The organism is Nocardia sp. NPDC058244, assembly GCF_042882065.1.
GTDB lineage: Bacteria > Actinomycetota > Actinomycetes > Mycobacteriales > Mycobacteriaceae > Nocardia.
The window spans coordinates 516,329-528,233 of sequence record NZ_JBHVWX010000007.1; the positions used below are offsets into that span (position 1 = coordinate 516,329).

The 11,905-nt window shown below is 66.2% G+C and carries 13 protein-coding genes; all 13 read left to right on the plus strand.

The window, feature by feature from the left end; genetic code table 11:
- The first annotated feature begins 9 nt into the window (after positions 1-9).
- Positions 10-1,140: an MraY family glycosyltransferase gene (locus ACFVW6_RS24525; RefSeq protein WP_355284649.1), complete on the plus strand. Its 1,131-nt coding sequence runs from the start codon at positions 10-12 to the stop codon at positions 1,138-1,140.
- A 27-nt stretch (positions 1,141-1,167) separates the two neighbouring features.
- Entirely contained in the window at positions 1,168-1,626 is a 459-nt protein-coding gene (locus ACFVW6_RS24530; protein WP_355284651.1) for a hypothetical protein, read from the plus strand.
- 308 nt (positions 1,627-1,934) lie between these two features.
- Positions 1,935-2,768: a F0F1 ATP synthase subunit A gene (gene atpB, locus ACFVW6_RS24535; protein WP_218721212.1), complete on the plus strand. Its 834-nt coding sequence runs from the start codon at positions 1,935-1,937 to the stop codon at positions 2,766-2,768.
- A gap of 78 nt (positions 2,769-2,846) precedes the next feature.
- The gene (locus ACFVW6_RS24540; RefSeq protein ID WP_019045404.1) at positions 2,847-3,095 is read left to right on the plus strand and encodes an ATP synthase F0 subunit C; all 249 of its coding nucleotides are present in this window, start codon (positions 2,847-2,849) and stop codon (positions 3,093-3,095) included.
- A gap of 5 nt (positions 3,096-3,100) precedes the next feature.
- Positions 3,101-3,658, plus strand: a complete 558-nt coding sequence (locus ACFVW6_RS24545) for a F0F1 ATP synthase subunit B (protein ID WP_355284656.1) — start codon at positions 3,101-3,103, stop codon at positions 3,656-3,658.
- A gap of 19 nt (positions 3,659-3,677) precedes the next feature.
- Positions 3,678-4,490, plus strand: coding sequence for a F0F1 ATP synthase subunit delta (locus tag ACFVW6_RS24550; protein WP_355284659.1), 813 nt, complete (start codon positions 3,678-3,680; stop codon positions 4,488-4,490).
- Between the two features lie 56 nt (positions 4,491-4,546).
- Entirely contained in the window at positions 4,547-6,187 is a 1,641-nt protein-coding gene (atpA, locus tag ACFVW6_RS24555; RefSeq protein ID WP_110041744.1) for a F0F1 ATP synthase subunit alpha, read from the plus strand.
- Positions 6,188-6,248: 61 nt separating this feature from the next.
- A complete protein-coding gene (locus tag ACFVW6_RS24560; protein WP_355284662.1) occupies positions 6,249-7,220 on the plus strand; it encodes a F0F1 ATP synthase subunit gamma in 972 nt (323 codons plus the stop codon).
- A gap of 24 nt (positions 7,221-7,244) precedes the next feature.
- Positions 7,245-8,693: a F0F1 ATP synthase subunit beta gene (gene atpD, locus ACFVW6_RS24565; protein WP_355284665.1), complete on the plus strand. Its 1,449-nt coding sequence runs from the start codon at positions 7,245-7,247 to the stop codon at positions 8,691-8,693.
- 6 nt (positions 8,694-8,699) lie between these two features.
- A complete protein-coding gene (locus tag ACFVW6_RS24570) occupies positions 8,700-9,077 on the plus strand; it encodes a F0F1 ATP synthase subunit epsilon (RefSeq protein ID WP_218721182.1) in 378 nt (125 codons plus the stop codon).
- A 174-nt stretch (positions 9,078-9,251) separates the two neighbouring features.
- The gene (locus ACFVW6_RS24575; protein ID WP_355284668.1) at positions 9,252-9,680 is read left to right on the plus strand and encodes a DUF2550 domain-containing protein; all 429 of its coding nucleotides are present in this window, start codon (positions 9,252-9,254) and stop codon (positions 9,678-9,680) included.
- On the plus strand, positions 9,677-10,255 hold the full coding sequence (locus ACFVW6_RS24580; protein WP_355284671.1) for a cob(I)yrinic acid a,c-diamide adenosyltransferase: 579 nt from the start codon (positions 9,677-9,679) through the stop codon (positions 10,253-10,255). The genes ACFVW6_RS24575 and ACFVW6_RS24580 overlap by 4 nt, the downstream gene beginning before the upstream one ends.
- 79 nt (positions 10,256-10,334) lie before the next feature.
- The gene (gene murA, locus ACFVW6_RS24585; protein ID WP_378830074.1) at positions 10,335-11,615 is read left to right on the plus strand and encodes a UDP-N-acetylglucosamine 1-carboxyvinyltransferase; all 1,281 of its coding nucleotides are present in this window, start codon (positions 10,335-10,337) and stop codon (positions 11,613-11,615) included.
- The last annotated feature ends 290 nt before the right edge of the window (positions 11,616-11,905 follow it).

Genomic DNA, 11,905 nt, shown 5'->3' on the forward strand with positions numbered 1-11,905 from the left:
ACGCATCCGATGAGCACGGTCGTTCCCCTGCGCGAGCTGGTGCTCGTGCTGCTCGTCTCCGCCACGGTGACCTTCCTGGCCACCGGCGGCATCCGGGTGCTCGCCATCGCGTTCGGCGCGGTCGCGATTCCGCGTGAGCGCGATGTGCACGTGACGCCGATTCCGCGGATGGGCGGTGTCGGCATGTATGTCGGCGTGGTCGCCGCGGTCCTGTTCGCACACCAATTGCCCGCACTGCGGCGCGGTTTCGATTACGCGCCCGATATTCCGGCGGTGCTGGTCGCGGCGACCATCATCGTGCTGGTCGGCATCGTCGACGATCGCTGGGGCCTGGACGCGCTCACCAAATTCGCCGGGCAGGTGACCGCCGCTGGCGTGATGGCCGTGATGGGCCTGAGCTGGTACGTGATCTACGACCCGTTCAACGACACCACCGTCGTCCTCGACGCGCTGCAGGGCGGCCTGGTGACGGTGGGCATCACCGTCACCCTGGTGAACGCGATGAACTTCGTCGACGGCCTGGACGGCCTCGCCGCCGGCCTCGGCTTGATCTGCGCGGGCGCCGTTTTCGTGTTCTCCGTCGGTTTGCTCTACGACCAGGGCGGTTCGGTCGACACCTATCCGCCCGCGTTGCTGGCCGCCGCGCTGGCCGGCGCGTGCCTCGGATTTCTGCCGCACAATTTCTCGCCGGCCCGAATCTTCATGGGCGATTCCGGCTCGATGATGATCGGATTGATGCTGGCCGCGGTTTCCACCGGCGCCTCCGGCCGAATTCCGCTGCAGGGCTACGGCCCGCGCGACATTGTGGGTTTGCTCTCGCCGCTGCTGTTGGTGGGCGCGGTGATGTTCATTCCGGTGCTCGATCTGTTGCTGGCGATCGTGCGCCGCGTGCGCGCCGGGGTGAGTTTCTCCACACCGGACAAAATGCATCTTCATCACCGATTGCTACAGATCGGACATTCTCAGCGACGCGTTGTGCTGTTGATCTATTTGTGGGTCGGCGTGCTCGCCTTCGGCGCGGTGGGTACCTCGCTGATGGATCGGCGGCTGGTGGTGCTGCTGGTGGCGGGTGGATTGGTGTTCGCCCTGGTAGTGACCGCGATCCCATCGATGCGCCGGGTGGAGTCGGCCAACCACTGAGAAGTGGCCGAAGGTAAAGTACCGGCCGTGAGCTTTACTCCGAACCCCGTGCCAGGCCCCGACGCCCCCCTGCGCACCGCGCTGCGCTACGGCCTGATCGGGCTCGGTGTCCTCGTGGTCGTCTCGGTGGCGATCGGCACCGCGGTGGCCGGGATGCCGGGCCTGTGGGGCGCGCTGCTCGGCGCGGCCATCGGTGGCGGGTTCATCCTCACCACCGTGGTGGCCGTGCTGCTCGGCGCCAAGCTGCCGCCGAGCACGGCGGGGCTGGTCATGCTGGTCAGCTGGGTCGGCAAGCTGCTGATCGCGCTGGTGATCGTCGGTGTGCTCAACCAGTTCGACTTCTACAGCAGGCCCACGCTGTTCTTCACCGTGGTCGGTGCCCTGCTGATCGTGCTCGGCGCCGAGACGTACGGCGTTGTGAGCGTGAAGGTTCCGTATGTCACGACACGCGCGGGAGACGACGAAACGGCTTCCGAGCAGGAATAATCCCACCCAGCTACACACTGTCGTAGATAGCTTGGTAAAGTGTTGGTAAGCAAGCACCCAAGCTGGAGGCGCTGCCCAGGATGACTCGGGGCAATGCCTCGGGTTACCAGGGGGGATCGCCAAGATCCTGCCCGGTGCCGCTATGCTTACTGCCGATCCGGGTGGAATGTGCCCGGTTGAAGCATGTCGACGATGTCGCCGACGCCCGAACAGAAGCCGATACGCGTTACACCGTACGAGCAACTGTCGAATTTCGAGCCGACCAGAGTCGACCCCATTGATCGTCAATGTCCGATCGAACCGCGGGAATGACCGTCGTACCCGCGGCCCGAACACGGGAGAGAACGCTGAGCGTCATCACTTTGGCGGCGGGCGAGTTCCACGCGCCATCGCTGTCCGACTTCTTCCCTCCAGCAGTGCTGTTCGAGGGTACGCCGTTCGAACTCGACCGCCTGATGCTGATCCGGCTGCTGATGACCGCCGTTGTGGTGCTCGTCTTCGTGCTGGCTTTCCGCTCGCCGAAGATCGTGCCGCGCGGCCTGCAGAACGTGATGGAAACCGCGGTGGTTTTCGTCAAGGAGCAGATCGCCGACGAGGTACTCGGCAAGGAAACCGGTAAGCGGTTCCTCCCGCTGATCGCGACGATCTTCTTCACGGTTCTGTTCCTGAACTTCTCCAGCATTGTTCCGTTCCTGAACATCTCGTCGAATGCACGAGTCGGCATGCCGCTGGTGCTGGCGGCGATCGCCTACATCGCGTTCAACTACGTGGGTATCCGCAAGTACGGCTTCTTCAAGTACATGCGGTCGAGCATCGTCGTTCCCGATGTGCCGCCCGCGCTGCACGTGCTGCTGATCCCGATCGAGTTCGTCTCGACCTTCATCCTGCGGCCGTTCACGCTGACCGTCCGACTCATGGCCAACATGCTGGCGGGCCACATCATGCTGGTGCTGTTCTTCAGCGCCACCTGGTTCTTCCTCTTCGATGCCACCGCGTGGATGAAGGTCTTCACGCCCTTCTCGCTGCTGGCAGGCATCGGCTTCACGCTGTTCGAGCTGCTGGTCATCTTCCTGCAGGCGTATGTCTTCGCCCTGCTGACCGCGGTGTACATCAGCCTCGCGCAGCACGCCGCCGACCACTGACCTGAATCCACACCAGTACTGCCAAACCTGCTACACACGCCGACCGGCGGGTGAGCAACAGAAAGGGAAAGAAGACTCATGAGCCTCGCTTACCTGGCCCAGGAAGCCGCGACCACCGAGAGCACCTTCAAGGGCTTCGGCGCCATCGGCTACGGTCTCGCCGCGATCGGCCCCGGCATCGGCGTGGGTATCGTCGTCGGTAAGGCCATCGAGGGCTTCGCCCGTCAGCCCGAGCTGGCCGGCCAGATCCGGACCAACATGTTCCTCGGTATCGCGTTCACCGAGGCCCTGGCGCTGATCGGCCTCGTCGCCGGCTTCATCTTCTGATTCCGATGCGCGAACTCATCACGCTCGCTGCCGAAGGGGGAGAGGATGTGAATCCTCTCATTCCCGAAACGTACGACATCGTCTGGTCGATCGTCTGCGTCGCCATCATCGGCGTGCTCTTCTGGAAATACGTGATCCCGCGTGTGACCAAGACACTCGATGAGCGTGCCGACAAGATCGAAGGCGGTATCGCCAGGGCCGCAGCCGCTCAGGAAGAGGCACAGCAGACGCTGCAGCAGTACCAGCAGCAGCTTGCCGACGCCCGGCTCGAGGCCGCACGTATCCGCGAGGATGCGCGCACCCAGGGTCAGCAGATCCTCGCGCAGATGCGCGCGGACGCCCAGGCCGAAAGCGACCGTATCGTCGCCGCCGGTCACTCCCAGCTGGAAGCCCAGCGCCAGCAGATCCTGACCGAGCTGCGCTCCGAGGTCGGCCGCACGGCTGTCGACCTGGCCGAGAAGATCATCGGCCAGTCTGTCTCGGACGAGGCCAAGCAGGCGGCGTCGATCGACAAGTTCCTCAGCGAACTCGACGACACCACCGCCATCGGGGCCGGAAGGTAACGACGCGAAAGTGAGAAGCATGTACGCAGCGAGCCGCGAGGCCAGCTCCCGGTCTCGGGAGGCGCTTCGGGCCGCTCTGACCGGAAGCGAAACTGTTGCGGCCACAACGGGGTCGGAACTGTTCGCCGTTGTCGCCGTGCTGGACGACCAGCGTTCGCTGCGTGTGGCGCTCGCGGACGTGTCGGTGCCGGGTTCGGCGCGCGCTGAACTCAGTGAGCGGATCTTCGGCGGCAAGGTCAGCGCTGCCACGCAGGCAGTGCTGACCACCGCGGTGGCCCAGAACTGGTCGCGCACCCGCGATCTGGTCGACACCCTGGTGCTGCTCGGGCAGGAGGCTCTGCTGGAGTCCGCTGCCGACGGCGGCCGGCTGGAAGCGGTGGAGGACGAGCTGTTCCGGCTCGGTCGCATCATCGCCGACAACCCGGAGCTGGAGCAGGCACTGTCCGATCAGGGCAAGCCCGCCGCGGCGCGGCGGGTGCTGATCGAGCGGCTGCTGACCGGCAAGGCCGAGCCGATCACCCTGACGCTGGCCGAGCAGGCGGTGACCCGACTGCGGACCAACAACATCGGCGTCGCCTTCGGCGCCCTGTCCGATCTGGCGGCGGCCCGTCGTGACCAGATCGTCGCCCACGCGCATGCCGCGGTCGAACTGTCGGATCAGCAGAAGGAGAAGCTCTCGGCTTCCCTGCAGCGGATCTACGGCAAGGCGGTCACCGTGCACGTGCAGGTCGACCCGACGCTGCTGAGCGGCGTCGTCGTGCGCGTCGGAGACGACGTCATCGACGGCAGCGCCACCGGCCGACTGGAGAAGCTGCGCCGGGCGCTGTCCTAGCCAGCAGCTCTACTCCAACCCCCGACATTCGAGACCACAGCGAGAGCAGGAACAACATGGCGGAGCTGACGATCTCCTCCGACGAGATCCGTAGCGCGATCGAGAGCTACACCCAGAGCTACACCCCGGAAACCTCCATCGAAGAAGTCGGCCTCGTGACCGACACCGGCGACGGCATCGCGCACGTCAGCGGTCTGCCTTCGGCGATGGCCAACGAGCTGCTCGAGTTCCCGGGCGGCGTCCTGGGCGTCGCGCTGAACCTCGAGGACACCGAGATCGGTGCCGTCATCCTCGGCGAGTACGCCTCGCTGGAAGAGGGCCAGCAGGTCCGCCGCACCGGCGACGTGCTGTCGGTTCCCGTCGGTGACAAGTTCCTCGGTCGCGTCGTCAACCCGCTCGGCCAGGCCATCGACGGCCTCGGCGAGATCGAGGCCGACGACCGCCGCGTGCTGGAGCTGCAGGCCGCGACCGTGCTGGAGCGTCAGCCGGTCGAGGAGCCGCTGGCCACCGGTATCACCGCGATCGACGCGCTGACCGCCATCGGCCGCGGCCAGCGTCAGCTGATCATCGGCGACCGTAAGACCGGCAAGACCGCCGTCGCCGTCGACGCGATCCTGAACCAGAAGGCGAACTGGGAGTCGGGCGACCCCAGCAAGCAGGTGCGCTGCATCTACGTCGCGATCGGCCAGAAGGGCTCCACCATCGCGGGCGTCAAGACCGCGCTCGAGGAGCACGGCGCGATGGAGTACACCACCATCGTCGCGGCCCCGGCCTCCGACTCCGCCGGCTTCAAGTGGCTGGCCCCCTACACCGGCTCGGCCATCGGCCAGCACTGGATGTACCAGGGCAAGCACGTCCTGATCGTGTTCGACGACCTGACCAAGCAGGCCGAGGCGTACCGCGCCATCTCGCTGCTGCTGCGTCGTCCGCCGGGCCGCGAGGCGTACCCCGGTGACGTCTTCTACCTGCACTCCCGTCTGCTGGAGCGTTGCGCGAAGCTGTCCGACGAGATGGGCGGCGGCTCGATGACCGGTCTGCCGATCATCGAGACCAAGGCCAACGACGTCTCGGCGTTCATCCCGACCAACGTCATCTCCATCACCGACGGCCAGGTCTTCCTCGAGTCCGACCTGTTCAACAAGGGCGTCCGCCCGGCGATCAACGTCGGTACCTCGGTCTCCCGTGTCGGTGGCGCCGCCCAGACCAAGGCCATGAAGAAGGTCGCCGGTTCGCTGCGTCTGGAAATGGCGCAGTACCGCGAGCTGGAGGCGTTCTCCGCCTTCGCCTCCGACCTGGATGCCGCCTCGCTGGCGCAGCTGGAGCGCGGTGCCCGCTGGGTGGAGCTGCTCAAGCAGAACCAGTACTCCCCGGTCGCCGTCGAGGATCAGGTCGTCTCGATCTACCTGGTCGACGCCGGCTACTACGACTCGGTGCCGGTCGGCGACGTGCGTCGCTTCACCGCCGAGCTGCTGGAGCACCTGCACAGCGCGACCCAGTCGTCCTTCGACGCGCTCGAGGGTGGCCGCAAGCCGCTCGACGGCGAGGCCGCCGACGCGATCAAGTCGGAGACCGACAAGTTCAAGGAGGGCTTCCTGGCCTCCGACGGCAGCCGTGTCGTGAACGAGGCCGCGGCCGGCGATCTGGACCACGAAGAGGTCGAGTCGCTGTCGGTCACCCGCAAGCACGTCGACAAGTAAGCCGGGCAGGACTGATGTCGGCAATTACCGATCTGGCGAATGAAGGGAGTGTGAACCGCTAGTGGCAAGTTTGCGCGAATTGCGCTCCCGCATTCGTGGTGTGAATTCGATCAAGAAGATCACCAAGGCTCAGGAACTGATCGCGACCTCGCGAATTTCCAAGGCCCAGGCCAGGGTCGCGGCGGCCAAGCCGTACGCCGAGGAGATCACCAAGGTCCTCGGCGAGCTCGCGAGCGCTTCGAAGAACCTGTCGCACCCGCTGCTGACCGAGCGTCCCAACGCTCGTCGGGCCGCTGTCCTGGTGATCACCAGCGACAGCGGTATGTGCGGTGGCTACAACTCGAACGTGCTCAAGCGCGCCGAGGAGCTCATGACCACCCTGCGTGGCGACGGCAAGGAGCCGGTGCTGTACGTGATGGGCAACAAGGGCCTCACGTACTACAAGTTCCGCAACCGTCCGTTCCAGGCGTCGTGGACCGGCTTCTCCCAGCAGCCGAAGTACACCGACGCGTCGGCCGCGTGCCAGCACCTGGTCGAGGCGTTCATGGCCGGCTCCGACAGCGAGGTGCCCTCGCTGGACGGCCAGGGCACCATCGCGGGCGTCGACGAACTGCACATCGTGTACACCAAGTTCGTCTCGATGCTGACCCAGAACCCGGAGGTGCGCCGCTTGGCGCCGATCCAGGTGAGCTTCGTGGACGAGAAGTTCGAGCTCGGCGAGGACATCGTCTCGGATTCGCCGAACGCGGTGGTCACGGCGCAGTACGAATTCGAGCCGGACGCCGATGTGCTGCTGGGCGCGCTGCTGCCCAAGTACGTCAACACGCGTATCTACGCATCGTTGCTCGAGGCAGCGGCATCCGAGTCCGCGGCTCGGCGCACCGCAATGAAGGCGGCGACCGATAACGCCAACGAGCTGGCCAGTGTGCTCCAGCGCGAGGCGAACTCGGTGCGTCAGGCCCAGATCACGCAGGAAATCAGCGAAATCGTCGGCGGCGTGAACGCGCTGGCGTCGAGCTCGGACCGCGACTAGAAGCGCAGGAAGAGAACCAATCTAATGACCGCAGCTGTCACTCAGGACAACGCGAGCAAGGCGGGCGCAACCGCCGGCCGCGTCGTCCGTGTCATCGGCCCCGTCGTGGACGTCGAGTTCCCGCGTGGCGCCATCCCCGAGCTGTTCAACGCTCTCAACGCCGACATCAAGCTCGCGTCGGTGGCCAAGACCCTGACCCTCGAGGTCGCCCAGCACCTCGGTGACAACATCGTGCGCACCATCTCGATGCAGCCCACCGACGGTCTGGTCCGTGGCGCCACCGTCACCGACTCGGGCAAGCCGATCTCGGTGCCCGTCGGCGACATCGTCAAGGGCCACGTGTTCAACGCCCTCGGCGACTGCCTCGACTCGCCCGGCCTCGGCCGCGACGGCGAGCAGTGGGGCATCCACCGCAAGCCCCCGAGCTTCGACCAGCTCGAGGGTAAGACCGAGATGCTGGAGACCGGCGTCAAGGTCATCGACCTGCTGACCCCGTACGTCAAGGGCGGCAAGATCGGTCTGTTCGGTGGTGCCGGTGTCGGCAAGACCGTTCTGATCCAGGAGATGATCACCCGTATCGCTCGCGAGTTCTCCGGCACCTCGGTGTTCGCGGGCGTCGGTGAGCGTACCCGTGAGGGCACCGACCTCCACCTGGAAATGGAAGAGATGGGCGTCCTCCAGGACACCGCCCTCGTCTTCGGCCAGATGGACGAGCCGCCGGGCACGCGTATGCGCGTGGCCCTGTCCGCGCTGACCATGGCGGAGTACTTCCGCGATGTCCAGCACCAGGACGTGCTGCTCTTCATCGACAACATCTTCCGTTTCACCCAGGCCGGCTCCGAGGTCTCGACCCTGCTGGGTCGTATGCCCTCCGCCGTGGGTTACCAGCCGACGCTGGCGGACGAGATGGGTGAGCTCCAGGAGCGCATCACCTCGACCCGTGGTCGCTCGATCACCTCGCTGCAGGCGATCTACGTCCCCGCCGACGACTACACCGACCCGGCGCCGGCGACCACCTTCGCCCACCTGGACGCGACGACCGAGCTCTCCCGCCCGATCTCGCAGAAGGGCATCTACCCGGCCGTCGACCCGCTGACCTCGACCTCTCGTATCCTCGAGGCTTCGATCGTCGGCGACCGTCACTTCCGGGTGGCCAACGAGGTCAAGCGGATCCTGCAGAAGTACAAGGAGCTGCAGGACATCATCGCCATCCTCGGTATGGACGAGCTCTCCGAAGAGGACAAGGTCCTCGTCGGCCGCGCCCGTCGTCTGGAGAAGTTCCTCGGCCAGAACTTCATCGTGGCCGAGAAGTTCACCGGTCAGCCGGGCTCGGTCGTGCCGCTGGAGCAGACCATCGACGACTTCGATCGCGTCTGCAAGGGCGAGTTCGACCACTTCCCGGAGCAGGCGTTCAACTCCTGCGGTGGTCTCGACGACGTCGAGGCCGCTGCGAAGAAGATCGCCGGGAAGTAGTCCACCATGGCGGAAATGACAGTTGATCTCGTCGCCGTCGAACGCAAGCTCTGGTCCGGCCAGGCGACGTTCGTCAGCGCGCAGACCACCGAAGGTCAGATCGGCATCATGGCGGGCCACGAGCCGCTGCTGGGTCAGCTCGTCGAGGGCGGCACGGTGACCATCGTGTCGACCGACGGCGATCGGATCGTGGCCGCGGTGCACGGCGGCTTCTTCTCGGTCACCGCCGACACCGTGCGGGTGCTGGCCGAGTCCGCGGAACTCGCGGGTGAGGTCGACGTCGACGCGGCACGCAAGGTGCTGGCCGACGCGAGCGCCACCGAGGTGGAGCTGCGCGTGGCGCAGGGCCAGGTGCGCGCGGTCGAGGCGACCGTGACTGCCTGATCTGTTCCCCGAACACCACACTGTCGGCGACGAACTCCGGTTCGTCGCCGACAGTGCTGTTTTCGGCGGTAATTCCGATCCCGCCGAAGTGGCCCGCGACGGGCGTGATTGAATGGCGACGGGGGTGTCTTCGACACCAGCTGAGCGAAAGGGCGTACGGCATTGCAAACCGGGATGGTTCTGCTGATCATTCTGGTGCTGACGCTCGTGTTCGTAGCAGGTGCATCGACCTACCGGCTGGTGATGCTGCGCCGGGGCGGCACGGCCGCGCTGCTGCGGGTATTGCCCGCGCGCGGCGGCCAGGGCTGGCGGCACGGTCTCATCCGCTACGACGAGGATCGCCTCGTCTTCTTCAAATTGACCAGCCTCAAGTTCGGTCCGGACAGCACCGTGCACCGGCAGGGCCTCGAGATCGTCGAACGCCGCGCGCCCCAGGGCGACGAATTCGACATCATGAGCGAGGACATCGTGGTGGTAGCCGTCACCGATCCGCACAACAGCTTCGAGCTCGCGCTCGACCGCGGATCGATGGCGGCTTTTCTGTCCTGGATGGAGTCCCGCCCGTCCGACCGCGCGCGCCGCACCCGAGGAGGCCAGCCGTGAGCGTCCACCTCACCCGGATCTACACCCGCACCGGTGACGACGGCACCACCGGCCTGAGCGATTTCTCCCGGGTGCCCAAGACCGATCCCCGCCTGGTCGCCTACGCCGACTGCGACGAGGCCAACGCGGCGCTCGGCGTGGCCGTCGCGCTCGGCGCGCCGGAGCCCGAGGTGCTCGCGGTCCTGCGCCAGGTCCAGAACGATCTGTTCGACGCGGGCGCCGACCTGTCGACGCCGGTCGTCGCCGAGCCGAAGTACCCGCCGCTGCGCATCACCCAGCCCTACATCGATCGGCTGGAGAAGTGGTGTGACGAGTTCAACGAGGGTCTGGCACCGCTGAATTCGTTCATCCTGCCCGGCGGCACGCCGATTGCCGCACTGTTGCACACGGCACGCACCGTGGTGCGACGCGCCGAGCGGTCGGCGTGGGCCGCGGTCGAGGCACACCCCGACGACACCAGCGTGTTGCCTGCCAAATACCTCAATCGCCTGTCGGACCTGCTGTTCATCCTGAGCCGCGCGACCAATCCCGAGGGCGACGTGCTGTGGCAGCCGGGCGGCGGAGCCGAGCGCTGAAAGCGACTCGGTGGCGCCAGGATCGGTCGGTTTGGCGTCGGGGGGCGTGTCGCCGGGCAACGGTCGATAAGCTGGCGGGGTGAGCGAACGGTTTCTGGTCTCCGGCGGTAATCAGCTCGTCGGCGAGGTCGCGGTCGGCGGCGCGAAGAACAGCGTGCTGAAGCTGATGGCCGCCGCTTTGCTGGCCGAGGGTACGACCACCATCACCAACTGCCCGGACATCCTCGATGTCCCGCTGATGGCCGAGGTGCTGCGCGGCCTCGGCTGCGACGTGACGATCTCCGACGACGAGAGCGGGGACCGCTCGGTCTGCACGATCGTCACCCCGCCGGAGCCCAAGTACCACGCCGACTTCCCGGCGGTGACCCAGTTCCGCGCCTCGGTGTGCGTGCTCGGTCCGCTGATGGCGCGCTGTAAGCGCGCGGTCGTCGCGCTGCCCGGCGGTGACGCGATCGGCTCGCGTCCGCTGGACATGCACCAGCAGGGCCTGCGCCTGCTCGGCGCGACCAGCGAGATCGAGCACGGTTGCGTCGTCGCCCGTGCCGACGAGCTGCAGGGCGCACGCATCCGCCTCGACTTCCCGTCCGTCGGCGCGACCGAGAACATCCTGATGGCCGCGGTGCTGGCCGAGGGGGAGACGGTCATCGACAACGCGGCACGCGAGCCCGACATCGTCGACCTGTGCAACATGCTGGTCCAGATGGGCGCGCGGATCGACGGCGCCGGTTCCTCGGTGCTCACCGTGCAGGGCGTGAAGAGCCTGTCGCCGACCACCCACCGCGTGATCGGCGACCGCATCGTCGCCGCCACCTGGGGTATCGCCGCGGCGATGACCACCGGCGATGTCCGGGTCACCGGGGTCAACCCGAAGCACCTGGCCCTGGTGCTGGACAAGCTGCGCTCGGCAGGCGCGCGGATCTCCTACGAGCCCAACGGTTTCCGCGTCGTGCAGCCGGAGCGCCCGCGCGCGGTGAACTTCGCGACGCTGCCGTTCCCCGGGTTCCCGACCGACCTGCAGCCGATGGCCATCGGCCTGGCCGCCATCGCCGACGGCACGTCGATGATCACCGAGAACGTCTTCGAGGCGCGGTTCCGCTTCGTCGAGGAGATGATCCGGCTCGGCGCCGACGCCCGCACCGATGGTCATCACGCGGTGGTCCGCGGAATCCCGCGCCTGTCCAGCGCGCCGGTCTGGTCGTCCGATATCCGCGCCGGCGCCGGTCTCGTACTGGCCGGTCTGGTCGCCGACGGTGTCACCGAAGTGCACGACGTCTTCCACATCGACCGCGGCTACCCGAAGTTCGTCGAGCAGATGCAGGCGCTGGGTGGACAGGTCGAGCGCGTCGATACGCCGAAATAGCCTGTCTGACCAGGCGATTTGACTTCGCGTTCGTCGGTGCGTAACTTTATTCGAGTCAGAGCGACGCGGTCACGCAGAGCGCCTGATTGATCATCTAGCCAGACTCACTCCTTCCGAATTTGCTTCGGTTGGGATGGCTGCGCTAGGTTGGAACAGTTGCCCTGCTGAAGCCCCTACGAAATGTTGTGGGTAGAAGCTTGTGCGTGTGTTCTTTGAGAACTCAATAGTGTGTCGATGAATGTCAGTGCCAATATTATTATTGGTTCCGCTTCTCATACCCCCCGGTTGAG

Excerpts from the sequence above, each read along its gene's own strand:
- ACFVW6_RS24525 (WP_355284649.1), top strand. The coding sequence starts at position 10 with ATGAGCACGGTCGTTCCCCTGCGCGAGCTGGTGCTCGTGCTGCTCGTC.
- atpB (WP_218721212.1), top strand. The coding sequence starts at position 1,935 with ATGACCGTCGTACCCGCGGCCCGAACACGGGAGAGAACGCTGAGCGTC.
- ACFVW6_RS24540 (WP_019045404.1), top strand. The coding sequence starts at position 2,847 with ATGAGCCTCGCTTACCTGGCCCAGGAAGCCGCGACCACCGAGAGCACC.
- ACFVW6_RS24545 (WP_355284656.1), top strand. The coding sequence starts at position 3,101 with ATGCGCGAACTCATCACGCTCGCTGCCGAAGGGGGAGAGGATGTGAAT.
- ACFVW6_RS24550 (WP_355284659.1), top strand. The coding sequence starts at position 3,678 with ATGTACGCAGCGAGCCGCGAGGCCAGCTCCCGGTCTCGGGAGGCGCTT.
- atpA (WP_110041744.1), top strand. The coding sequence starts at position 4,547 with ATGGCGGAGCTGACGATCTCCTCCGACGAGATCCGTAGCGCGATCGAG.
- atpD (WP_355284665.1), top strand. The coding sequence starts at position 7,245 with ATGACCGCAGCTGTCACTCAGGACAACGCGAGCAAGGCGGGCGCAACC.
- ACFVW6_RS24570 (WP_218721182.1), top strand. The coding sequence starts at position 8,700 with ATGGCGGAAATGACAGTTGATCTCGTCGCCGTCGAACGCAAGCTCTGG.
- ACFVW6_RS24575 (WP_355284668.1), top strand. The coding sequence starts at position 9,252 with ATGGTTCTGCTGATCATTCTGGTGCTGACGCTCGTGTTCGTAGCAGGT.